23 protein-coding genes and 1 pseudogene are annotated in these 23,374 nt (G+C 61.0%); 12 read left to right on the top strand and 12 right to left on the bottom strand.

Annotated features, from left to right (window positions below):
- The first annotated feature begins 72 nt into the window (after positions 1–72).
- From JFT85_RS25755 to JFT85_RS25745, 3 genes are read left to right on the top strand one after another with little or no spacing between them, the layout of a single operon-like run.
- Positions 73–1,083: an ABC transporter substrate-binding protein gene (locus JFT85_RS25755; RefSeq protein ID WP_069550968.1), complete on the top strand. Its 1,011-nt coding sequence runs from the start codon at positions 73–75 to the stop codon at positions 1,081–1,083.
- Positions 1,080–2,084, top strand: a complete 1,005-nt coding sequence (locus JFT85_RS25750; RefSeq protein WP_053257106.1) for a FecCD family ABC transporter permease — start codon at positions 1,080–1,082, stop codon at positions 2,082–2,084. Before JFT85_RS25755 ends, JFT85_RS25750 begins: the two co-directional genes overlap by 4 nt.
- Entirely contained in the window at positions 2,081–2,845 is a 765-nt protein-coding gene (locus JFT85_RS25745) for an ABC transporter ATP-binding protein (protein WP_069550969.1), read from the top strand. The genes JFT85_RS25750 and JFT85_RS25745 overlap by 4 nt, the downstream gene beginning before the upstream one ends.
- Before the next feature lie 30 nt (positions 2,846–2,875).
- Here JFT85_RS25745 and JFT85_RS25740 read toward each other — a convergent pair whose 3' ends face one another.
- Genes JFT85_RS25740 through tspO form a run of 4 tightly spaced genes read right to left on the bottom strand, consistent with a single transcriptional unit; the run spans position 2,876 to position 5,030 of the window.
- The gene (locus JFT85_RS25740; protein WP_201230666.1) at positions 2,876–3,373 is read right to left on the bottom strand and encodes a GNAT family N-acetyltransferase; all 498 of its coding nucleotides are present in this window, start codon (positions 3,371–3,373) and stop codon (positions 2,876–2,878) included.
- The gene (locus tag JFT85_RS25735; RefSeq protein ID WP_053257109.1) at positions 3,370–3,594 is read right to left on the bottom strand and encodes a hypothetical protein; all 225 of its coding nucleotides are present in this window, start codon (positions 3,592–3,594) and stop codon (positions 3,370–3,372) included. Before JFT85_RS25735 ends, JFT85_RS25740 begins: the two co-directional genes overlap by 4 nt.
- A 57-nt stretch (positions 3,595–3,651) precedes the next feature.
- The gene (locus JFT85_RS25730) at positions 3,652–4,590 is read right to left on the bottom strand and encodes an alpha/beta hydrolase (protein ID WP_201230664.1); all 939 of its coding nucleotides are present in this window, start codon (positions 4,588–4,590) and stop codon (positions 3,652–3,654) included.
- On the bottom strand, positions 4,590–5,030 hold the full coding sequence (gene tspO, locus JFT85_RS25725) for a tryptophan-rich sensory protein TspO (RefSeq protein WP_053257111.1): 441 nt from the start codon (positions 5,028–5,030) through the stop codon (positions 4,590–4,592). Before tspO ends, JFT85_RS25730 begins: the two co-directional genes overlap by 1 nt.
- A gap of 198 nt (positions 5,031–5,228) precedes the next feature.
- Between tspO and chrA the strand changes: the two genes are divergently transcribed.
- Positions 5,229–6,440, top strand: a complete 1,212-nt coding sequence (chrA, locus tag JFT85_RS25720; protein WP_201230662.1) for a chromate efflux transporter — start codon at positions 5,229–5,231, stop codon at positions 6,438–6,440.
- Here the strand turns inward: chrA and JFT85_RS25715 are convergent.
- Complete coding sequence (locus JFT85_RS25715; RefSeq protein ID WP_078827022.1) at positions 6,427–7,002, bottom strand: nucleotidyltransferase family protein; 576 nt, start codon at positions 7,000–7,002, stop codon at positions 6,427–6,429. The two genes, chrA and JFT85_RS25715, sit on opposite strands and share 14 nt — an antisense overlap.
- A 415-nt stretch (positions 7,003–7,417) precedes the next feature.
- Here JFT85_RS25715 and JFT85_RS25710 point away from each other — a divergent pair, with 415 nt between their 5' ends.
- Entirely contained in the window at positions 7,418–7,657 is a 240-nt protein-coding gene (locus tag JFT85_RS25710) for a DUF6124 family protein (protein ID WP_053257114.1), read from the top strand.
- Positions 7,658–7,696: 39 nt separating this feature from the next.
- On the opposite strand, the gene JFT85_RS25705 is transcribed toward JFT85_RS25710, so the two are convergent.
- From JFT85_RS25705 to JFT85_RS25695, 3 genes are all read right to left on the bottom strand, one after another.
- A complete protein-coding gene (locus JFT85_RS25705) occupies positions 7,697–7,996 on the bottom strand; it encodes a hypothetical protein (protein WP_053257115.1) in 300 nt (99 codons plus the stop codon).
- 88 nt (positions 7,997–8,084) lie between these two features.
- Complete coding sequence (locus JFT85_RS25700) at positions 8,085–8,318, bottom strand: hypothetical protein (protein WP_053257116.1); 234 nt, start codon at positions 8,316–8,318, stop codon at positions 8,085–8,087.
- 342 nt (positions 8,319–8,660) lie between these two features.
- The gene (locus tag JFT85_RS25695; RefSeq protein ID WP_053257117.1) at positions 8,661–9,380 is read right to left on the bottom strand and encodes an SDR family NAD(P)-dependent oxidoreductase; all 720 of its coding nucleotides are present in this window, start codon (positions 9,378–9,380) and stop codon (positions 8,661–8,663) included.
- Positions 9,381–9,595: 215 nt separating this feature from the next.
- On the opposite strand from JFT85_RS25695, the pseudogene JFT85_RS28830 reads away from it, so the two are divergent.
- Positions 9,596–9,708: pseudogene (locus JFT85_RS28830) on the top strand (magnesium chelatase subunit ChlI family protein); the annotation flags it as partial.
- A gap of 15 nt (positions 9,709–9,723) precedes the next feature.
- Here the strand turns inward: JFT85_RS28830 and JFT85_RS25690 are convergent.
- Positions 9,724–10,938: an aldose 1-epimerase family protein gene (locus tag JFT85_RS25690; protein WP_073638944.1), complete on the bottom strand. Its 1,215-nt coding sequence runs from the start codon at positions 10,936–10,938 to the stop codon at positions 9,724–9,726.
- 418 nt (positions 10,939–11,356) lie between these two features.
- On the opposite strand from JFT85_RS25690, the gene JFT85_RS25685 reads away from it, so the two are divergent.
- The 3 genes from JFT85_RS25685 to JFT85_RS28525 all read left to right on the top strand — a co-directional run bounded on the left by JFT85_RS25685 (position 11,357) and on the right by JFT85_RS28525 (position 13,209).
- Entirely contained in the window at positions 11,357–11,902 is a 546-nt protein-coding gene (locus JFT85_RS25685; RefSeq protein ID WP_201230660.1) for a GNAT family N-acetyltransferase, read from the top strand.
- A gap of 123 nt (positions 11,903–12,025) precedes the next feature.
- Complete coding sequence (locus tag JFT85_RS25680) at positions 12,026–12,895, top strand: GyrI-like domain-containing protein (RefSeq protein WP_201230659.1); 870 nt, start codon at positions 12,026–12,028, stop codon at positions 12,893–12,895.
- A gap of 95 nt (positions 12,896–12,990) precedes the next feature.
- A complete protein-coding gene (locus JFT85_RS28525; RefSeq protein WP_242486556.1) occupies positions 12,991–13,209 on the top strand; it encodes a hypothetical protein in 219 nt (72 codons plus the stop codon).
- 78 nt (positions 13,210–13,287) lie between these two features.
- Here the strand turns inward: JFT85_RS28525 and JFT85_RS25675 are convergent, their stop codons facing one another.
- Entirely contained in the window at positions 13,288–13,746 is a 459-nt protein-coding gene (locus JFT85_RS25675; protein ID WP_053257120.1) for a GNAT family N-acetyltransferase, read from the bottom strand.
- A gap of 60 nt (positions 13,747–13,806) precedes the next feature.
- The gene (locus JFT85_RS25670; RefSeq protein ID WP_201230658.1) at positions 13,807–14,550 is read right to left on the bottom strand and encodes a BPL-N domain-containing protein; all 744 of its coding nucleotides are present in this window, start codon (positions 14,548–14,550) and stop codon (positions 13,807–13,809) included.
- A 132-nt stretch (positions 14,551–14,682) separates the two neighbouring features.
- Between JFT85_RS25670 and JFT85_RS25665 the strand changes: the two genes are divergently transcribed.
- Positions 14,683–15,138, top strand: a complete 456-nt coding sequence (locus tag JFT85_RS25665; protein ID WP_053257122.1) for a VOC family protein — start codon at positions 14,683–14,685, stop codon at positions 15,136–15,138.
- Positions 15,139–15,185: 47 nt separating this feature from the next.
- Here the strand turns inward: JFT85_RS25665 and JFT85_RS25660 are convergent, their stop codons facing one another.
- A complete protein-coding gene (locus tag JFT85_RS25660) occupies positions 15,186–21,401 on the bottom strand; it encodes a membrane-targeted effector domain-containing toxin (RefSeq protein ID WP_201230657.1) in 6,216 nt (2,071 codons plus the stop codon).
- A 228-nt stretch (positions 21,402–21,629) separates the two neighbouring features.
- On the opposite strand from JFT85_RS25660, the gene JFT85_RS25655 reads away from it, so the two are divergent.
- Both JFT85_RS25655 and JFT85_RS25650 read left to right on the top strand, forming a co-directional pair.
- Positions 21,630–21,980, top strand: coding sequence for a hypothetical protein (locus JFT85_RS25655; RefSeq protein WP_053257124.1), 351 nt, complete (start codon positions 21,630–21,632; stop codon positions 21,978–21,980).
- Positions 21,981–22,098: 118 nt separating this feature from the next.
- Entirely contained in the window at positions 22,099–23,349 is a 1,251-nt protein-coding gene (locus tag JFT85_RS25650) for a hypothetical protein (RefSeq protein WP_187602311.1), read from the top strand.
- Positions 23,350–23,374: the final 25 nt, after the last annotated feature.

Raw genomic sequence — 23,374 nt, 5'->3', positions numbered from 1 at the left:
CGCAGCCTTCGAGGGGGTGTTTCCGAACCGTACCGCTCCAGTTCCACGTACGGTCCATACGGAGATTGCCCCATGCTGCCTCGCATTACCGCCCTGCTCACCGGCCTGGGCTTCTGCGCCCTGGCCCACGCGGCCCCCACTCATTACCCGCTGACGGTGCAGAACTGCGGCAGCACGCTGACCTTCGCGCAAGCCCCCGCACGCAGCGTAACCATCGGCCAGGCGGCCACTGAAATGCTCTATGCCCTGGGCGTGGCGAACACGGTGGTCGGCACCTCGCTGTGGTTCAACAGCGTACTGCCGACGTTCAAGGCGCAGAACGACACCATCGAGCGCCTGGCCGATAACGAGCCAAGCTTCGAAGCGGTGATCGCCAAGCGCCCGCAACTGGTGGCCGCCGAGCTGGAATGGGTGGTCGGCCCACAGGGCGTGGTTGGCACCCGCGAGCAATTCCACGAGCTGAAGATTCCCACCTACCTGCTGCCCTCCGACTGCGAAGGCAAGGACAACCTGGTGGGTGCCGACGGCACGCGGCTGGAGCCGTTTCGCATCGACACAATTTATAAAAGCATCCGTCAACTGGCCGAGATCTTCGATGTACAGGATCGCGGCCAGCAACTGAACGACGAACTCAAGGCGCGCCTGGCCAACGCTGTCGCCACCGCGCAGAGCAAAGGCCTCAAGCAGGCCAGCGCACTGGTCTGGTTCTCCAGCGCCGAGATGGCCAGCGACCCGTACGTCGCCGGCCACAAAGGTGTGCCCGAATTCATCCTGGAAACCCTGGGCCTGCACAACGTTGTGCAGTCCGATGAAGAGTGGCCCGCCGTCGGCTGGGAAACCCTCGCCAAGGCCAACCCGACCTTCCTGGTGATCGCCCGCATGGACCGCCGCCGCTACCCGGCCGACGACCATGAAAAGAAACTCGCCTTCCTGCGCAGCGACCCGGTGACCCGCAATATGGACGCGGTCAAACACAACCGCATCATCATCCTCGACGCCCTGGCCTTGCAGGCCAGCATCCGCACGTTCGATGGCCTGGAACAACTGGCCCACGCCATCGACGGCTACGACCTGCGCAAATGATACGTAGCCTGCTCGCCCTCGCCCTGTTACTGCTCGCCGTGCTTGCCGGCGTGGCCATCGGCGAAACCGCCATTTCCCCACAGGTCGTGCTCCAGGTGCTCGCCAACAAACTGTGGGCGGCGGGTTACGTACTGGACCCGATCGACGAAGGGGTGGTGTGGAACTACCGCCTGACCCGCGCCCTGGTGGCGGCGGCGTGCGGGGCCGGGCTGGCCACGTGCGGGGTGATTTTGCAGTCGTTGTTGCGTAACCCGTTGGCTGACCCGTACCTGCTGGGCATCAGCGCCGGCGCATCGACCGGCGCGGTGCTGGTTGCCCTGATCGGCGTGGGCGGCGGGCTGGTTTCGTTGTCGGCGGGCGCATTTGTCGGGGCCATGGCGGCCTTTGCACTGGTGACCTTGCTGGCGCGCGCCAGCGGCTCGTCCACCGGCACCGGGCAGATCATCCTCGCTGGCATCGCCGGCTCGCAGCTGTTCAATGCCCTTACCGCGTTCCTGATCACCAAATCGGCGAGTTCCGAGCAGGCCCGCGGCATCCTGTTCTGGCTGCTGGGTAACCTCAGCGGCGTGCGCTGGCCGTCGGTGTGGCTGGTGGTGCCGGTGGCGGTCGCAGGCCTGGCGGTGTGCCTGTGGCACCGCCGCGCGCTGGATGCGTTTACCTTTGGCACGGACTCCGCCGCGTCCCTGGGCATCCCGGTGCGGCGCGTGCAGTTTGTGCTGGTGGGCTGCGCCGCGCTGGTCACGGCGGTGATGGTGTCGATTGTCGGCTCGATCGGCTTTGTCGGGCTGGTGATTCCCCACGCCGTGCGCCTGCTGGTCGGCACCGGGCATTCGCGGTTGCTGCCGGTTAGTGCCTTGGGCGGCGCGCTGTTTTTGATTGCGGCGGATGTGCTGTCGCGCACGCTGATCAAGGGTCAGGTGATTCCGGTTGGCGTGGTGACGGCGTTGGTCGGCGCTCCGGTGTTTGCGCTGATTCTGATCGGCCGGAGAAATGCGCGATGAGCGTGCTCAGTTGCACCGGGCTGGGCTTCAAGGTGCGCGAGGCCGAGTTACTGCGCGATATTCACCTGGAGGTTCAGCTGGGCGAAACCTTAGGCATCGTCGGCCCCAACGGCTCCGGCAAATCCACCCTGCTCAAACTGCTCGCCGGTTTGCGGGTGCCCGCCAGCGGCGAAGTGCGCTTGAGCGGCCAACGCTTGCGCGACCTGTCGCGCCGCGCCATCGCCCAGCAATTGGCCGTGGTGGAGCAACAAGCCGACACCGACGACGCGATCCGCGTGTTCGATGCCGTGGCGCTGGGCCGCACACCGTGGCTGTCGGCATTGAGCCCGTGGTCCGCAGACGACCACACCATCGTCAACCAGGCCTTGCATGACGTCGACGCCACCCACCTGAGCACGCGCGCCTGGCGCAGCCTTTCCGGTGGTGAGCGCCAACGCGTGCACATCGCCCGCGCCCTGGCGCAACGGCCGCAGATTTTATTGCTGGACGAGCCGACCAATCACCTGGATATCCAGCATCAGTTGGCGATTTTAAAAGGCGTGCAGGCGCTGCCGGTGACCACCTTGATTGCGCTGCACGACCTGAATCAGGCGCTGACCTGCGATCGTTTGGCAGTGCTGGATCGCGGGCAGTTGGTGGCGCTGGGCAAACCGCTGGAGGTGCTCACGCCGCAGCGCTTGCAGGACACGTTTGGCGTACAGGCGCATTACCTGACTGACCCGTTTGATGGCGCGCAGATTCTACGGCTGCGCTCACACTGACAGGTGAGTCAGCTTGAAAAGGTGCTGGGGTTACAGGTGCCGCTGCATATGCGTCGTGCGCCACACCGGGTCCGCCTCGACGTCCACCACCTCAAACCCCTGGCGCGCCCAGAAATCAATCGCCCCCGGTAGAAACGGATGGGTGTGCAGGTAAACCACCGCCACCCGATCCGCCCGCGCCTGCGCTTCCAGGGCACGATACAACTGACCGGCCAAGCCAAAACGGCGAAAGGCTGGCAGTACGAACAGGCGCACCACTTCCACTGTTTTAAGGCCTTGATAATTCAGCTGGGGGAAACGGCCGTCGTAGGGCAAGTAGCCGATGGCGGCGACGATTCGGCCCTCGGCGCGAGCGATCAGGAACTGGCCGTCGCCGTGAAGGTAGACCGCCTCGAACCGCGCCAGGTCGTCCGGCACGCCGCTGGCGCTGTGCGTGGGAAACAGCTCGGCGCGGGCCTGCAGGACGAAGGCCCGTGCTGCTGGAACGTCGGCGCCGGTGACGAACTGAAGGAGGGGAGTCTGGTTCATGTGACCTTGATCTGGCGGATCCCGACCACCCGTGCCTGGTCCAGAATCTCCTCGGGGCCCGCGTCCGCAGGGGGCATGATCAACCCGTTTTCGGCATCGCCAAAATGCAACGCCAGCAAGTGCATTGCCGCTTCATGCAGGGGCAACTCGGACTGCTTCAGTTCAAACACATGGGTGCGGGGCTCGTCGTTGAACAGGTAGTTGAGGGTGTATTCGCGCATGGTGGGGTCCTGTGAGGGCAGAGGAGTGACTGCTTATCCTGACCAAGTGATCAGCTTTTAAGTTCCTACTGCTGCCAATCGCTGGGTTATCCAAGCCTGGGTGTGCATCAGCACATGGCCCGCCATCGCCACCGGAAAATGAATAAACCCATGGGCAGATTCCGCTAACAGGTGCGCTTCAACCGGCGTCTGCGCGCCCCACCGCTCGGCGATCAACAGCGTGTCATCCTTGAGCGGGTCCAATTCCCCGACAAACATCAACGCCGGCGGCAACCCGCTAAAATCGCCATACAACGGTGACAACGGCGGCTGCCGGCGCTCGTCATCAGTCAGCCCCGGCGTCAGCAGGCGCAACGCCTCGACCATGCCCGGACCGTCCAGCAACAACGTGTCCGGCCCGGCTGCGTGCACGCTCGGCGTGCCGCTCAAGTCATACACGCCGTAATACAACACTGCCCCGCTCACGCGCTTGAGCAGGTACGGCCATGGTTTGAGCGCCAGCAACGTGGCCACTGCCAGGTGCCCACCGGCGGATTCACCCACCACAAACACCGGCACGTCGGCAAACTCCGGGCAGTCGCCCAACAGCCAGCGCGCGGCCGCCAGGCAGTCCTCCATCAGCCCTTCGACCGGCGTGTCGACCGCCAGCCGATAGTCCACCGACACCACCGCCACGTCACAGGCGCGCACCATGCCCAGGTTCAGGTCATCGTCCATCTGTGCGTTGCCGATGACCCAGCCGCCACCGTGGATATCCAGCACCACGCCCTTGGCCTTGCCCGCCGGGCGCAAGATGCGCACGGGCACGCCATTCACCTGCCGGGTCTCGGCGGCAGGCGCGGTCTTGAGCGATTGACCGACGCGCAGCAGCGCCTGAATCACACGTGGCGTGACGCGGTTGCGGATTTTAAAGCGCGGCAGCCAAGCGAGCTTCTTGTTGAAGCGCCGCATCTCGGCCAGCTCGGGCTCGCTGGCAGGCCAACGTTGGCAGGCCATCAGCGGTTATTGCGCAAAATCGAGAAATTCAGCGCCGCCGCCACACACAGCCACGCCAGATAAGGCAACAGGATCAACCCGGTGATCACGTCCAGGCGCATGGCCAACACCAGCATCGCGGCGACCGTGAGCCACAGCAGCACAATAATCACCATGCCCGCGAAGAGCCGGTGTGCCCCGAAGAACACCGGTGTCCACAGCGTGTTCAGGGCGATTTGCGCGGCCCATAAGGCCAGGACTTCCTGGCTGCCGGGGAGCAGCGTCAGGCGGTAACCCGCCCAGGCCAGCAGCACGTAAATCAGGCTCCAGGCCACTGGGAACAGCCAGTTCGGCGGCGTGAAGCTGGGTTTGACCAGCGCGTCGTACCACGCGCCCGGTTTGAAAATAATGCCAGTGCTGGCGGCGGCGGCGCAGGCCAGCAGGAAGATAAAGAAGGTCATCGTCTGTCCTTAGCTGAAGTCAGCTGTGTGTGATGGGCGGGCGTTTTTCCCTGCCCTTTTCAATGACTCAAACGCGCCCGCATAAATTCCATCCGACGTGGCAATTGGCGCACAGCGGCGCCTCTTCTTCACGTCATCAAAATCCGCTAGGGTGCCTGCCTACCTTAGCCTGTTTTGACCTTATCGAGACCGCCCGCCTTGGCCACCTCACCCACTGATCACCGCGCCAGCCCCTGGTCGGTCTTCCTGATCTTCCTGCGCCTGGGGCTCACCTCGTTCGGCGGCCCGGTGGCGCACCTGGGTTACTTTCGCGACGAGTTCGTCACCCGCCGACGCTGGCTGAGCGAGCGCAGCTACGCCGACCTGGTGGCGCTGTGCCAATTCCTCCCCGGCCCGGCCAGCAGCCAGGTGGGCATTGCCCTCGGGCTATCGCGCGCGGGCTACGGCGGCGCGCTGGCGGCGTGGCTCGGGTTTACCTTGCCGTCGGCCCTGCTGCTGATTCTGTTCGCGCTGGGCCTTGCGCAACACAGCAGCGTCATCGCGCCCGGCGTGCTGCATGGCCTAAAAGTGGTGGCCGTGGCCGTAGTTGCCCAGGCCGTGTGGGGCATGGCGCGCAACCTGTGCACCGATGCACCGCGCATCAGCCTGATGCTGATCGCCGCCTGCGTGGCCCTGCTGCAAACCTCGGCCTGGGGCCAGGTCGGCGTGATCGGCGCCGCCGCGGTGGCGGGCCTGTTGTGGCTAAACACCCCGCCGTCCGCCGCCCATGACGCCCTGCCTATCACGCTAAGCCGCCGCGTGGGGGCGATGTGGTTGGCGTTGTTCGTGCTATTGCTGGCCGGCTTGCCGCTACTGGCCGAGCTGGCGCCCAGCCAAGGCCTGGCGCTGATCGACGCGTTCTACCGCACCGGTTCGTTGGTGTTTGGCGGCGGCCACGTGGTGCTGCCGCTGTTGCAAGCCGAGGTCGTGCCGACTCACTGGGTGAGCAACGATGTATTCCTCGCCGGCTACGGCGCCGCCCAAGCCATGCCCGGCCCGTTGTTCACCTTCGCGGCGTTCCTCGGCGCGTCCATGCAGCAGGCGCCGACGGGCTGGCTCGGCGGCCTACTGTGCCTGGTGGCGATCTTCGCCCCGTCGTTTTTACTGGTGCTGGGCGCACTGCCCTTCTGGCAAACCCTGCGCCGCAGCCCCCGCACCCAGGCCGCGTTGGCGGGCGTCAACGCGGCGGTGGTCGGCCTGTTGCTGGCCGCGCTGTACCAACCGGTATGGACCAGCGCGATCTTCAGCGCGCGGGATTTCGGCCTGGCCCTGCTCGCACTGGTGGCGTTGATGGTGTGGAAGTTGCCGCCGTGGCTGGTGGTGATCGGCAGTGGCGGCGTGGGGTGGCTATTGAGCGTTACGCTGGGCTAGGCCCCGGCGCGACGATTTTGAGCCACGGCCAGCGCGCCTGATAACTGCGTGCCTTCTGTTCAAACAACTCGGGCTCGGGGTGCCGGGGATTGATCCGCAACACACCCTGCTCCACATCCGCCAACCCATGGGGCGCGTACACCTCGCCCGTGGCAATCTCCAGCCCGATGCACGTGCCTGCCACCAAGTAGCGATCAACGCCTTGTTTGGCTGTGTGCAACTGCGAATACGGCCGGCCAAAGCGCTCGCCATACCAGAGATGAACCCGTGCCTGGTTCTTGACCTCGACGTTGACGCCCAAGTCCTCAAACAGCCGCTCGGCCGCGCGAATGACCCGGTCCTCTGCTTCGTAGGACAGGTCCGTATCGAAGTAAAAAACGTCGTAGTCCTTCACGTCTTGAGCGACCGGACGGTTGGATTGATGGTTCCACACCGCCTGGAACAGGCAGCCCGCGGTCAGCATGCACTGATCCACGCCGAGGGCCGGCAGGCGCGCGGTGATTTCGGCGTTGATGGGGTTGGCCATGGCGATTTCGAGCAGGGTTTTGACGGTCAATGTCATGTTGAATCCTTGAGAAACGGGCCGGTTGCAGCGGCCGACTTTACAACAGCGCGGAGTCCGAATGATGAATCGCAGCGTAGGCAAATGCTCTGGCGTGCGCAACGATACGTCGCCGCCTTGCTCCATTGCCTACGCTTACGTCAGAATCCGCCGGCTTGTGCGCTGGGGTGGCCGTCTCTAAGGTGGCTCGGTCGCTGAATTGTTCAGTGATCGGGTTTAGTAGCCCAAGGTTTAACCTAACAAGTGCACAAGCTTCATCTGTCAGACGTTCCTGTCTGTGCTCGATGGTGGCTGTGCGTAGGGCACCCTTGGGTGCGCCGGTTTTGTTAGGTTCCACCGGTCTACTAACCTGCGTACAGCTACCGCCTTTTCGTTTAGTAGCGATGAGGTTGTGGCCCAAGCTAGGAACTTAACAATGGTTAACGTCAAACCGGATTCAACCGCCCTCTTCAGCGTCGTTCCCGACGCCAGCACCGAAACCCTGATCACCAACAGCTACGAAACCTTCGCCTCCGTCAGCACGCTGTTGCTCGACCTGTCCGAAGACCTGTGCGGCAAACACCGCGACATCGCACTGGCCATCCACCAACTGAGCGAACTGGGCGTGCTGCTCACGGCCAAATTGCTCGACCGCGAAGCGCCCTGCCCTGGCTGAGTGGGCGCCCCTCAAGCAGCGCCGCCGAGGGCGCTGCCTTCAATTAGCGCCCGGGTAGTGATCCACGTACTGAATAGTGAAGTCGGGGTAGTGATCGACAATCTGGATTTTGTAGTCCGGGTAGTGATCGACGGTTTTCCATTTGCCCGCTGAGTCCGGGTAATGATCGACCTTCTGCACCTTGAGGTCGGGGTAGTGATCGACAACCTGAACCTTGTAGTCCGGGTAGCTATCGACGAACTGGATATTGCCGTAAATCTTCGACACATCAACACTCGTACCCGCCGACGCGCAGAAGGTACAGGTCAGCAACACTGACGCCAGAGCAACTTTAAACATGACAGCCTCATCCTGAGAAATCAGAGGCGCCAGTCTAACGACCCGCGCGCAAAAAATCGCACAGAGAAACACGCTGCCCAGCGAATGATCAGCCCTTCAACTCACCCGCCCGATTACTCGCCGCATCGTCATAAGCCACATACAGCGACTCGGCGATTTGGCTTTTGATGGCTTTGGCGGCTTCCAGACCCAACACAAACCCTTCAGCCTTGCCGCCAGCGCGGTTGAGCTCTTCGTGGGTAGAGGCGCCGGTGATAGCGTCGAGCAGCTTGGCGGCGTGAGGGCCTACGCCTTTGGGGAGGGAGATTTGGTCGATGGACATGGCGATACCTTCAGGAAAAGTGGTCGGTAGCGCGTGGAACCACTGCCGGGGGTGGCATGGTAGACCGGTTGGCACAGAAAGGGGGGCTTTCGGTCAAAAGCAGACGGTCGTGACCTGTTGCCTCTAACGCTTGGCAGAGCTCGACCAATCGCTGCAGATGATCAGCGCTGGCGTTCAAACCAATAGCAAACATTGGGGTCAGCCCCCCCCTTATTCGAACTTAGCCAAACACCTTTCTGCCAACCGGCTTTTTCAAGCATGGGTGTGACAGTGCAAGCATCACTAAAGACGTAAGCCGAGCGTAGGTTTTGGTCACCTTAAGGCTTATGTACTGGCCAGGCATCAGAAGCGCTCATCGAATATTGCGGGCAAGGTAAGCTCCTTGACGAAGCTTGCTGAAGACAGGCTCAAGGCCATGCGTACTACCTGTACGACGTCATGCACAGGAATTGAGTTGCCTTCACCGCGCTGCTCGGCAAGCCCCCTCGGGGTGCTCATTGGATCTTCGGTATTCAGATAGCCCAAGTTTAAACAGGTCACGCCCAGGCGTTGCTGCCTGTACCCTTCGCGTAGAGCATCGGCGATACCCCGCAGGGCGAACTTGGAGGCTCCAAAGGTGACTTCTGAGCGTCCACTTTGCGGCAAGCCAGAAGTCGAGCCGGTCAATATGATCCTTGGGCGAGCACTTCTGAGCAGAACGGGAAGCAGCCGCTTTATCAGCACGATGGTCGAAGTGATATTGCAGCTGACGATAGCCTCCACTTGGTCGTCGCTGTCGGCGAGGAAGTTGTAGGCGGGATCAAAGGCAAACGCCTCCCATATTCCTAAGTTGTAGATCAGGGTATCAAGCCCGCCCTCCACCACGGCCTGCTCGATTATCCGAGCAGCCTTTACGGGTTCACCAAGGTCTGCTTCCACCCAATTCACAACGACGCCGGGGTTATGCGTAAGGTCTTGGGGGCGGGTACGAGAGACACCAATTAACGTGTCCCCATGCTCGCCCAACCCGTCAATCAGGGCTCTGCCCAACCCCTTGCTTGCCCCGACTACCATGGTTTTCATTATTGTCTCCTTGACCTGAATGCTGACCGCGCGGCGTGTATGCAAGCAGACGATTCATGGCTTAGCAACAAAGAGACTATTACCTGATGTTCGTAGGAAAAAGCTGACGGTTATTTTGGTTGGGCGACGGCGGATGGAGAGCGACCGCGCGCTAAATGGCCGAAAGCTGTGAATCGTGACTGGCTGCTTTCGGCCAACTGCGGACAGTGACCTAATCGTTGAGAGCAGCCCATCGCCGCTCAAGGTCGGGCGCTCGCTGGTGGACCTTGAACAAACCGACGGGATCAGACGCGAACACTTGGCCGAGGGGCTGCAATATCGGCCAACAATGCGCCACCCCGTTTCAACCCTTGGTAAGATCAACCAACGGCGTCTGCCGCACCTCAGTCTCCCGCCCATCCTGAATCTCGCTAACCTGCTTCAAGGCTCGATCCACCGCCGCCTTATCCGCCAACAAGCTATAGCTGATGCGGAACTGCTTGTGTTCCTTGGGCCCAATGGTAGGGACGAGATTCAGTGGCCGCTGATAACGGCGGTTGTAGGAAAAACTCGTCCCCGGCTCCAGCCCTGTGACATAGCCCTGGCCTTCGGTGTCGGTGTTTTTCCACAGGGAAAACACGGGCAGTGTCTGGGTATTGAAGCCGACCGAAACGCCCAGGCTGCCGACCTTGTTATGCAACACGGTCAACGTATCGCCCTTGGCATCGGCATACGGCACCACGTTGTACACCGTTTCGTCGTAGTCCCTGGTCGGTGCGCGGTAGGTTTGCCAGTCGGGCAGATCGTCCTTGGCCTTATCGTTGAACGGCGACACCTGTTTCACCGGCGCGACGAAACGAGCGCCCTGCTCCAGGAACGGGGTGCTGAAGTTGCTGTGATACAGCGCCTGGTATTCCTTCGGATAGTCGCCGTTGTTGGTCAGCGTGTCGTTGAGGGCGAACACAACGCTGCCGGGTTCGGTCACCAGTTCGGTCGCGACCGAGAAGTCGACCTTCTTGAACGCCTGCTCCTTGAGCTCGCCGCGCAGGGTAATGGCGTACGGTGGTTTTTCATCGATATGCAGCGTGACTTTATTCGCAGGAATGTTGGCGGCTCGACCGTGCAGGGTCAGCAGTTCGCCGTTGTCGATGCCGGGGTGGCCGACCCATTCGTATCCGCAGCGGGTGACCAGCTCATTGAAACCTTCCAACCAGCCCAGACCACCGCGGCCATTGAGTTCGATAAAAGACGGATTGACCACTTCCTTGACCGGCGAATCCCAGCCCATGCGTACATTGCCAACTGAGGCCTGCAAGACGTTCATTCCGCGAGTCGGCACTACCGAGAGTTTCATCGTGCCGTTATCGATGTCGACGATGCTGACGCCCTCCTGCCGACCGCCGTGCAAGGTGCGCAAGGTAACGCTGAAGGGTTTGTCGGTTTTTATTCCGAGGTGCTGACTGGTGATTTGCCAGCTCTGGGCGGCTTTGTCAGTGTCGAGCAGAACGTAATCCCAGGCCATGGCGTGGGAGGCAGCGGACAGTGCGCTGATGGCGACAAAAAGTTTGAGCGGGGTCATGGCGGCAGCCTTTCTTGGAGTTGTGCCATTTTTATAAACAAGATGAAACGTTTCAGCAAGCTAAAAAGATAGACACGGTGATGTCGCTGATCGCCCATTTCTGCATTCTGTGACCGGCTAAAATCGCCCCTAAGCTGCGCTTCGCGAAAAGGCAGCAACCGGCCAAAACCAACCCCTCGCATCAGACTGCTTTCAACCGAGGCTGTGTGAAACCGCAGACGCCAAATCCGGGAATCAGGGATCAGAACACGCTTACTAAACGTCGTCCGACCCACAGAGGGCGCTTTCCAACCGGAAAATAAAGGCATCCTTTTTTCTACAACGATGGCCCCCTCATTACCCGTCACATTGGATCTTTCTTTATCTAACAGCCGCTCTAGACTGGCGCCAACCCCCCTGGCCACTCGGAAAGCTCCCCATGACTGCCGACGACTTCGACTGCCAACCCGATCTGCGCGGTAGCAGCCTGAGGCTTAAACCTCTGGCAGACAGTGATCTTGAAGGTATGTTTAAGGCAGCGGCTGATCCACACATCTGGGCCGGCCATCCCGCCAGGGATCGCTATAAACGCGATGTGTTCGAGGCGTACTTCGCCTCTCTACTCGCCACGAAGAAGGCGCTCGCGGTCGTTGATATTGCCTCAGGGGATATCGTTGGCACATCAAGCTACTACACGCCGCCGGATCTACCGAACAGCATTGCCATCGGCTTTACCTTTCTGGTGCGTGCGAAGTGGGGTGGCGATGCCAACCGCGAGCTTAAGCAGTTGATGCTGGCGCATGCATTCAGAGCTTACGACAGCGTCTATTTCCACATAGCGCCTACGAACATTCGTTCGCAAACAGCCATACTGAAGTTGGGCGCGGTGCATTTGTATGACGCCGAACTGAAAATAGCCGCCGCGCCGGCCTTGGCGAGGTGTTACGGGTTGACGCGCGCTCACTGGCAGACGTTGCCGGGGTAAAAAGCGCGGTCACTTATCGATGCAAGGCCCACCCCAACACCCACGTTGAGCAAACCCGGCTAGGCAGGCTCCCGTCGCGATCGTCGACTCTATTGCCGACCCCACTTCCAGGAGCTTGTCCCAGTGTTCGACACGCCGATCAACGTCGCTTACACGAAGCGCTTCAACGCCGTACTCACCCACATCGATGAGAATCTGGAAGGTGACCTGTCGCTGAAGACGTTGAGCCAGGTGGCGAATTTTTCGACGTTTCACTTCCATCGCCAATTCACCGCGTTCGTCGGCGTGCCGGTTTCACGTTATGTGCAACTCATGCGACTACGACGCGCGGCCCACCGCTTGGCTGCCGCTGCGGATCATTCGGTACTGGAGGCGGCACTCGGTGCCGGTTTCGACAGTCCCGAGGCATTTTGCAGGGCGTTCAAGCGAGCGGTCGGTATGACGCCGAGTGCGTTCCGGAAGGCGCCGAACTGGCAGGTCTGGCATGCGGTGTTCACCATCCCTCACTTTTCCAGGACTGTCATCATGCAAGTACGAATCGTCGAAGTCCCCGAAGTCCGCGTCGCAGCGCTTGAACATTGCGGCTCCCCCAGGCTTGTCAGTGAGAGCGTGCGCAGGTTCATCCAGTGGCGCATGCAGAGCGGGCAGTCGCCGGTGGCATCGAGTCGCAGCTTTGGCATCCCTTACGGCAACCCCGACACCACGCCAGCAGACGCATTCCGCTTCGCCATTTGCGGCGAGATTCACGAGGCGGTGGAACCCAATGCGTTCGGCGTGCACGAACGGCTCATGGCTGGCGGACGCTACGTCGTCGTGCGGCACGTGGGGTCGCCGGACCACATCGGCGAATCGATCTATCCGATCTACCGCGATTGGCTGCCTGCCAGTGGTGAAGAACTGCGTGATCAGCCACTGTTCTTCCACTACCTGAGCGTGTATCCGCCCACACCGCAAGACCGATGGGAAACCGATGTGTATGTTCCGTTGCAGTAAGGGGGCGGAGAACACGCCACCCGGGGCGAGTGCCTTGCACAGGACGTTTTGCCTTTGTAGGATCCTGCTAACACCCACCGTCAATGGGGGCCACATTGGACAGTGCAATAAGACCGGACATTGAGCGGGCTGCCTACGATGAGTTCCTGGCGCTTTGGGACAGAGGTGAATTCAAGAACCAGCGGTTGGGTCAGGCGTTCTACAACCACTTCCGACTGCATCGCCTCAGTGACCAGACGAGGCTGAACGGTCTGTATGAATCTCACGGCAACAAAGCCCTGAGTGCAATTTCTGAAATCTTTCAGATCAGCTGACAAGCTGTGAAAACGCTGACGTCAAACCAGCGTTTTGCCGCTCATAAAAAAACCGCGGAAATTTGAAGTCGGCGTTGACTATAAACGCCGTGACATAAGGTATTGCGCTTTCCCCCACGCCTCAAAGCGCTCCACGACGTTCCAGCCAAGCTTGGTGTAGTAATCGCTCTGGCTGTGGGTGTGCAAGTACAAGGCCGTGAACCCGGCGTCCCTTGCATGAACACAGATGCCTTCGATCAACTGCGCGGCGAGCCCTCTCTTTCGAGCTTCAGGTGTGACGAACACACACGCAAGCCACGGGCCTAGATCCGGCCGCTCGGGCAGGTCGTTTTCTGCAAGCGTAGCGCCACCCAGCAACTGGTCTTGTTCCGTTGCGATCAGACACTTCCAACGGCCATCACGCTGCCCATCAAAGAACTCGTGTTGCCAACTCGACAGCGATTGCTGCGCAAATTCATAACTGAATTCCCGATAAAGCCATTCGGCCATAACGTCGCACTTGTCCATTTGTTTATCGAGCCAATCCACCCTTAGCATCTGTAACGCTCCTTTGGATCATCTAACCTTTCGACCACCGAGACAGCGCCGGCGATAACGCTACTCCTGCCCCACTCTACGCATCAGCGCCCCAAACAACTCCCCACGCGGCCTCTCACTCAGCGCAATCCCAGCATCCTCAAACCACTTTTGCCCCGCCTCCGGATGCGGCCCGCTCAACACCACCACGCCCTTCTCATACGTATACCGCGCCGCCGCCACATCACCGTTGCGGTAGGTCGCAATGGTTGTGTAAGGCGATGCCCCATGCGCTTTGGGAAAGTACGGCCCGTCCTGATAAAACACACGGTCGGGCTTCCCTTCCCACACCACCCGCACCGCCGCATCCTCAATGCCCGCCACTTCAAACCCAGGCCTGCCGGCTTCGGAATCCAGGTCCTGGGGTATCAGGCCGAGGTTGCTGTTATCCGCCAGGTACGCGCCCATGCACAGCCCCAAATAGCGCCCGCCCTTGGCGACGTAGTCGCGAATGGCGTCAGCGCGCGCCTTACCCAGGCTGTCGAGGGCCGCGGGGATATCCTGGCCGCCGCCCGGCTGCACATAGAGGTCATAGCGCGCCAGGGTGTGGGGCGTGATGTCGATGGGTTCATCCGCGCCCACGAAGTCGATCTGATAGTTCGGGCTGAACCGCTGCAATGCGCTTTTCACGCTCTCGGAACAGTCGTCGCAGCCGGCTGGGCCACGGTAGATGGCGACATGGGTGATCGGCGTAGCGGCGTGGACGAACGACGCTTGCAGGGTGGCAAACGCAAACAGCACAGCGGCGGTGACAGGCAGGCGCATGGGCGTGGGCTCGTTAAACAGGGTTGATCCAGGTTGTACCCGGCAGAGCGTATATCGAATGCCGTTTTGAATACGTTAACAGTTGTAAATCGGCTACTGTCGCGTGTACCCACATCCGCCAGAGGGCAAGCAATGGACCTGAAATTCAGCCACGTCGACGTGCTGGTCAACAACCTTGAGGAGACATGCGCGTATTACGCGAAGATCCTCAACGCCAACATCTCCAGCACCCAGGTGTGGGAGCGCGGCGGCCTGCATGTGCGTTTTGCGATTGCGTTGATGGGCCAGGAGCGTTTCATGTTGGTACAGCCATTGGCAGGCAACTTGCGCGAGCTGTTGGACGCCCACGGCGAAGGGATGATTTATCGGCATTGCTACACGACGCCGGACATCGAGGTGGCCTATACCGAATTGGCCGCTTGCGGCGTGCAGCCGGAGGATGAAAACGGCCGGCCATTGACACTTGAGGACCTGCGTTCGCCCTCCGGCAAACGCATTATCTGGTTGCCCAAGCGCTTCGGGCATTTCTCTATCGAGATCCTGGAGGCGCAGGCGTTGGAGGCCTTTATCGAGGCGGCGTTTGCGTGAGCGGCGCGTTGGCCCTGCAGCGCGCAGGGCCAACGTGATTCGTGGGATTAGAAGGCCGGCAACATGCCCTTCTGTCTCTTCAGGGCGAAGATCAATTGCCCAAGGTTTGAGAAGCGTGCAGTTTTCAAATCGTCCCAACGCTCAATAAACAACTGCCCATCAGCGTCAACTTTAATCGGCGTGGAAATAATTTCGCCACTGCGGGAACGGTGCAGCAGGTTGGATTGACCCGATGAAATGCGCTCAATCAGAAAATCGCCGCTCTCTCTGAGCCGCGAACGCTGCCGCGCCTTGGTGGGAATAACAGACATGTGCAGTTCCGTTTTAAGCGCTTCGACCAAGTCCTCTACCAGTAAGTAACGCCTGTCTCGCAACGATGGCCATTGCTCAATGTAAAACTGGCCCGCATTGTCCATCTTGATCGGATGAGAAAGGATTTGGCCGTTTTCGGCACGACGGACCAACGTGGCCTGGCTCACAGCAGGCCGCTCGATCAGGAAGTCGCCGACATTTTTCAGCCGTTCGCTTGGCTGAGTCTTGTCGGAGGCGGCCGTCAAAGGGACATCGGCCTTAAGGGCTTCGCTCACTTCGTCAATGCGCAAGAAACGCTGATCTTTCAATTGCGGCCAATGCTCAACAAAGAACTGGCCTTTTTCGTCAATGTGAATGGGCGTGACGACAATCTCCCCAGTGCTGGCACGGTGCAGCACATTGGCCTGGGTCGATGACGGCTGCTCAATCAGGAAGTCGTCAATATTTCTCAGCCAGGTGCGATCAATTTGGGCACTGGGCCGAGGTACAGCTTTGCCGGCAATCCCGACGTCTATTTTGAAGTCACTGCGTAACGCTATGCGACCGGGGCTGCGTATCCCACCGTCGAGGATTTCCCATCCGCCCGGATGCAACGCGCGTGCGTGGCTGGGGGCTACGTCGCGCACCGTCAAGCTGACGGCATCCTGCAATTGCGCGATACCTGGCACGCCATGGAACATATCGGCATGGCTGTCCCCCATGAGTGCGACCCATTTATGCGCGCCAAATGTCGCCTGGTCCGCCTTGATCACCTCATTGGCGAAATAGCTGAACAGGGTATGGCGGGCGTTCAATGCGGACATGTCTTTGACGTGATAACTGGCCGTACAATCGAGCGCTCGAATTCGCAGCCCGGCCTTATTCGCCGCCTCGATGACGTGGGTGTAAGTGTCGTTGCCCGAATAACCCGGCATATGGCCAACATCTTGCGCACGCAAATAGCGCCGCAGGTTCTCGGGCATTTTCGCCGTTTCATAAAAAGCCTCCAATTCGGCTTGATGCAGATCGGTGAGCAGGTGCTCCACGTACAGTGTTTTGACACCCTGGGTTTTCAACCACCTCATGTGTTTGATCAGCGCTCGCTTGCTCGCCCGGTGAGCATGACTTTCGCTGAAGATAAGTCCCCATTTCCGTTTATACAGCCGCTCGATAAACGCCTCTTCACTCGTCGCAGTAGCCAAGTCGGTGAAGCTGGGGCGCGCCGACGGTGTGTAAGCGGCCAAGGCCTCTTGAGCGGTTTTTTCCAGGCGATCACGGGTGATCCTGAAGGCTTCGAACGCCTCTGCCTGAGGGCCTGCGCCTTGTTGACCGTAGCGAGAGTCCAAGGCGCGGTGCGAATGCACCATAAGGTCGAGGTTTTCTTTATGGGCCGCGGGCAGATCAAACGCCGTGTAATGGGACGGTGAGCGAGGTGCTTGCACGGGCGTTGAAGGCCCGGCGGCGGGCAACGTGTGTGCATCGGGGGCCATGGTCAGCCTGTAGTCGCCCCTGGACAGCGCGGCAGCGGACGTATCGCGCTGAATGCCCACCGCCTGGCCTGGCGCAACGTCATCCACCCGCAGGGCGATGACGTTTTGCAGATCAGCCAGGCCAGGCACCTCGGCAATGCTGCCAATGCGATTGTGATCAACCAGGGCGATCCAGCCGTCATCGGTGCTGTTCGTGCCGATAGCTTTGTGGGAATAAAAGTTTCTGTACTTGCTGCTGCGCGGGATAAACCGTTCGCCGCCCGAGAGTTCCAGCACATGCTCCATATGATAGGAACTCGAAGCATCCACACCTTCGATCGCAACCTTGTGCTTGTGCGCTGCCAGCAGCAACTTGCGGTAGGTGAATGGGGCATCCGGCCCCCAGCCCAAGGATCTGTCGACCCGGGCCAAATGGTCCTCGACACGCTTCAACGCGTAAGCGACATCGCCTTTGACGTCCCCGTTGATAATTTTAAGTTTGCTGCGAAACACATCCGCCGGCAGGTTCTCAACGTACACGCGCCTGAGCCCCTGCGTGGCCATCGCCGGCATTTGTTCGATCAGCAATTGCTTACTCGCGACGCAGGCGTTGGCGGCGCCGATGATCAGTCTCTGCTTGTGCTGGAACAGGGTGACGAGCGCGCCGGCAGGGCTGGCATCCGCCGCCAGCACGGGCACGTCGGTGCGACTCGGGCGCGCGGGTGAAGCGGTGTAGAACGCGTCTGCATCCTCGGTCAGCTGTTTCACCTGAGCGGGATAGCGAGCGAACCGCGCACGCAATTCGTCGCGGGTCGTTACGCGCACACCCTGCGCAATCGCGTCGTCCGGATAGCTGGCAAGGTTTCGCGCGAAGTCAGGGTCGAGTACCGCTCTGAAGTAGCGGCCTTGCCCAGCTGCAATCTCGTAGGCGGCCAGCGGCGGCTCCACCGTCTCCTGAAGGAGCTGATACTTCTTGCGCCCACCTGCCGAAAAGCCGGAACGCACCCAACGGCCGTTGGCATTCTGGTTGACCATACGCGAGGTTGACAGCATTTGCCCGGTGGCCGCGTCATAGCGATACAGCAGATGACGGCCCAGGGGGTCCGGTGTGTGCTTGACCCAGAAAGTCCTGGCGTCGAACAGCACTGACTTCATACCGGCAGGAATGCGTGGGTCAACCTTGCTCACCAGCAGGGCTTCTTTGGCGGCTTTGAGCGCCGGCCTGATGGAAATGGTGTTGAACGGGGCTTTGAAGGCCGGGCGGAAGTCAAACAACACGGCACCGCCGAGGTTGGTCATATAACCGATCAAGTGACTCAGCGCGCCCGCTTTGTCACCCTGCTGGTAGGCGTCGATGGCGAGCATGGCATCCTTGAACGCCAACAGGCCACCCAGGCTCAGGCTCAACACCGGAAACGGCACGGTGGCGATGGCGGTGGCCAGCTCAACACAGGCCCACAGAATGCCCGTGATCATTTCAGTGCGGTTGACCGTGGTGGCAGCCACGTCATCTATTTTGCGCTGCAACACCATGTTGTAGAGTTCATGGCGCAGGTCTGTCAGCGGCACAACCGTGGCGATCGGGTCATGCCGCGCGGGACTTGGGGTCGTACGGTCGATCGTCTCGGGCAACCCCTTGCGGGCGGCCTCCAGCAACGTCGCGATCCGGGCCTTGGCTTTGACGGTCACGCGCCCGAGGAGATAGTCCGATACGCCGTCGACTTTTTTCAGCCAGTAGTTGAACAACTTCGCCTCACGCAAACCGATGCCATCGGGTGCGTCAGGCGTGTACAGCAGAGCCGGGTTGTCCGCGTGGCTGAACACGTAGTTGCCGATGATCCATTCGCCGTCAATCATCAGGCGATGGACCTTGTAGGTGTTGCGGGTCGCGACCGTCGTCTCGTCAAGGCTGTCGATGGCGCGCTCCAGCCAGGCCAGGTCGACCCTGGCGATGTGGCCGCGCAGGCAGCACTCCAACGCCGTGTATTTCATCTGCAGTTGGTTGATCGCCAGCGTGGCGTTGCGCCGCTCGGTGTAGCCGGGGCTGGTCGCGCTTTGCAACTTGGCGCGCACCTCGTCGATGTAGCGCTGGCCGACCCATACACCGGTCACCGAGCGTGCGACGTTCAGCGGGGTCAGGCGGCTCAGGTCGATGCCAGCCGGCCCGCTGAAGGTGGCCGAGGTGGAAAATTTCGGGTCGATGAAGCCGACATTATCCTGGTAGCCGTCCCGGTAAAGCCGGGTATAGGACAAGGGCGCGGGCATGCCGCCCAGCAACGGCCAAGGTGCCGAAACGTACACCGTGTCCGGGTCAATATCATTTTGGCTACGCCCCAGCAGCGTGTTCAGGCTGAGCTTGGCGTTCTCGTGCACAAACGCGTCGAAGGTCACCAGGTTCGCTTCTGAATCGGGCCGGGCGTTATAGACGCGCACACCACCTGCAGCATCCTCGGCCAGGCTGGTCAACCGCGTGCGGTCCGCCGCCGAGGCCGAGCGATACCACGGCGGGGTGGTGTATTCGTAATCGTCCACCGCGGTGCTTTGCAAGTGGATGACCATGGCGTCCAGGCAGACGGTATGGGTGCATAAAGGGCCGAATGTCACCGCCGTGTGTTCCTGCGCGTCGGGTTTGAAACCCAACCCGGCGAGGAACGTCGCCATTTTCGGGCGAAACCGCAGCGGGCATTGCTCGAGCAGGTAGTCGCTCAGGGTGCGATTGTTGAAGCGGGTGTTGTTATCGGCCCAACTCATGATATGCAGCTGGCACTCACGCTCAGAGGTAAACGCCATGAACTGCTGCTCGCGTGGCGAGCCGGGTGTGCACAACAGCAAGCGCCGGGTTTGATCCTCGCCATCGACTTCGCGCAACAGCCATAAGTCCTTGAGTTGCGCACCGTGCAGCAGCACGGTCTGTGCACACACATTCGGGTTGCTGCCGGCTCGCAGGTCTTCAAACAACCGGTAGTCCGCCTGGCTCAAGTCGCCTCGCAAACGGGCGACGTAGGCGAGCAACACCAAACGGTGATCGAACAGGTCGCGGGCAGCCTGTTTGAATTCAGGCTTGCCCTGCAGCTCTTTTTGCAGCGCGGCAAAGTCCAGGCGTGGTTTCAGCTCCGGATCGCGCAGCACGTCCAGCACACGTTGCACATTCAGCTCGGCATGCTGGCCCGCCAGCGCGGCACCTGCGTAGGTCAGGGTGGTGTTGGTCAGAAAGTCCGAGCCGGGCAGCTCGTCGCCGGTCTGCAGCCCCGAATAGCTCAACTCAACCAGGTTGTGCTGCTGCTCGTACACACCGATGCTGGGGACGTTGCGGCGAGTGGTGATGTGCAGGTGGTGCGGGTCCAGGTCATGGATCTCCAGCTCTTCATCGAGGTACTCGGTCAGTTGGTAACTGGCCAGGGCCTGGGGAGAAGCGAGCGGCCCGTGCAGGTCGACGAACGTATCGCGGGCCTGATTGTAAGCCTGCATGAAACCACTCAGGGTCTGCTGGCTGGCCGGGGCAGCGCTGCGATACCAGTCAGGCAGGCTGTTGTATACGCTTCGCTCCAGCAGCTGTTGCTGCCTGAATTTCAGGCGTAACGACAAGTCCGGGAGCGCAGCCTTGAGCGCATCGTCCAGCGCCGACGTCAGCAGCGTCGCCGCGTGCAACGGATTGTCGACCAGGCTCAACGCCAGGTCGATGTCCTGGCGGCGCTTGTCGAGCAGCGCGTTGTAGGTGTGCTCAAACAGGGGCTCGCCTTCAATCGGCTGCAATTGCAGGGGCCAGATACCGGCAACGTCCAGCGCCTGGTAGCGTACCGGCAAGTGGCGGCAAAGCTCCGCGCGCCCCGCCGGCAGGGTCAGCAACGCCTTGAGGCGCTGGTCGAGTTCCGCCAAGGAATCGAAACGCTCCAGGCCTCGGTTCGGAGTAAACAGCAGGACCCGGCCGAGGTCCTGCCCGGACGTCAAGTTGTTCACCACCGGGCTGGCGTTACGTGTCAGCACAAAGGCCCCCGCAAACTCCACGGTCTTGTCCTGGTAAGCGAAATTCAGCGCGTACATCCCCGGTCGGAAGGCCGGGCCACGCGAGCAGTCTTCGATCATGCGCTGTTCGTCGGGAGACAGCAGGTAATCACGCACGTCCAGCCTGGCCTGCTGCTCCAACGCACCAAGGCCGGCGACCTGGGTGAGATAGCTTTTGCGACCTTGCCCGTCCACCGTGCTGGTCTCATCAAGATTGTGCAGGCGGGTGTGCAGAGTGAGCTTGAGCGTTGCCAGTAGCGCCTTGCCGGCTGCCTCGGTGAGATCGGCCTGAGCCACTGTCTGGTACAGGCTGCGTGACTGGTTCAGGAACTGTTCGTTGGCGCTGATCAAGGCGGTGTTCAGCGCCTCCAACGCCACCAGTTCGGGCGGCAATACCACCGGAAGCCGGGTTTGGGTGCGCAGCTCAGGGTCGATTTCCAGTAAGTGGGTGCGCACCTCTTGAAGCGTCGGTACCGCTGAAACGGAATACTGCGTGCTCATTGGCACTGTCCTTATGCTGATGAAATGAACCTTCAGCTTGAGGCGGCGCCTGCGCGTATCGGCGGTAATTATTCAGGGGGCCCAATGGCTTTGCATTCACCCCCCAACAGCGGGCGCTTGATGTTCTGGAAGAATCTCGTCAGCGGCGCATGGGCGCTTTACTATGGCGTTTATTAAAAACGCCCACCAAGACCCGACCGTTCAGCGCCGACTCACTGGAACTCATTAATGCCTACGCCAAAACGTGACAACGCCCGCCTCGAACGCCGCCTGGTCGCCACGCTGACCGAAGCCTGTGAAACCGCCAAAGCCGAAATCCCGGGCTTTGACTGGCTGACCCACACCGTCGATTACGCCGCCTTCCCGCAAAGCCTGCGGGTGATTTGGGTGTTCGACACGCGCGCCAACAAAGACCACGCCTTGGCCAAGGGTACCGACCAACGTATGCGGGCGCTGACCGCCGCCGCACTGCACGACGCCGAGGTGGCTGGGGTGAACATTGATCGCTGTGTGCGCTTCGACTCCGAAGAGGAATGCCACGCTCAGCAGGGCGGCGATTGGCGTCGGCGCCTGGCGTGATGCCCCTCGGCTAAGGCGAGCCGGCGGCCACCGTTGATTTGCCGTGCTTGCCTGGAAGCCACTCGCCATCTACCGGATAATGCCACCTCGCCTTTCGCCGATAAGGACATCCCCTGCCATGAAGTTGCCCGCCCTCCTCCTGGCTGCTGCCGTATTGCCGTCACTCGCCCATGCCGACGACGCCGCCCTGACCGACACGCTCAAGGCCTTCACCCGCTGCGACGCGAGCTTCTTCTCCAGCCTCAACACGCACCGCGATGCCTGGCAGGCCTATGCCCCACTCCAGCAGGACAAGGCCTTCACCTGGATCGCCGTCAGAAACCGCGCCGACCGCCAGGCCAGCCAAGTGCCGATCAGCGCGCCGCCCATCGCCGGCTTGAAGCTGTTGTCGTATGCCGATGAGGTCACCAACCTCGGCCCGTTGGGGCTCTACTATTACTGGGGGTTCATTGTCGACGGCGGTGTTGACGAGGTTGCCCTGCGCCTCGCACCGCTGCTCGCGCAACCGGAGTCACTGCAAAAAGGCGCCAAGGAATACACGCGCAGCGAGCTCAAGGTCGGCAACGCCTGGCGTGCGATCAAGCCCCAGCCGGGCAAGGCACCGGGAACACGGCAGGTGGAGCGCGTACTGATCGTGGAGCCGGAAGGCACGCAAGGCACCCAATCGCGTGTCAGCTGTTCGGTACAGGGCGGCGTGAATGCCGGGGTGCTGGCGCAGCTGCGTCCGGACATCGCGCCGGTCGACTACCCGCGCACCCAGGTCGAGCCCAGTTTCACTGAGGTCGACGTACCGGCCAACGTACGCCAGCGCCTCGACTCACCCCTGCTGCAACCCAAGTTCAAGACGTTGAGCTACCGCTACGTATCCAAGCGGGGCGATGGCAGCAAAGACCTTCCCGTCTCGGTGACCTTCAAGGCACAGGGTGGCTTGCTGGTGAAGAACGAGGCCTATGGCAATACCTTCGACGTTGATCGCCTGACGCAAGCCGACCTGATTCAGTTGAAGTCGAAGATGAACGGCGTGGGCGATGGCCGCGTGCTGCAAACCCGCGACATCGAGCTGAACGTGCCAACCCGCTGGGCCCCCGGCCAAACGCTGAGCGCCCGCCTGCAGATGGTGAATGTTCCTGCCCAGCCGACCGATAAGCCCTACGACACCTCGTTGACCTGCACCGTCGGCGAGCGTATCCCGGCACGCCAGGTATTCGCATCGTTGAACGGGGATGCCATCAAGCTGGCATGCGACCAGGGCGACTACAAGACCTCGCGGGTGTTTATCGAGGACCTGGGCGTGGCCCTGACGCTGGAGTCGACGTCGAGCGACACGCACTATGTGAACGAATTCATCGCGCTGACAGTGGAGCGCTGACCTGCCCTCGATCTCCTTAAGCTCA

Origin of the sequence: Pseudomonas sp. TH04, from assembly GCF_016651355.1 — a bacterium.
Classification (GTDB): domain Bacteria; phylum Pseudomonadota; class Gammaproteobacteria; order Pseudomonadales; family Pseudomonadaceae; genus Aquipseudomonas; species Aquipseudomonas fluorescens.
This window is presented reverse-complemented; position numbering and strand designations above follow the sequence as displayed.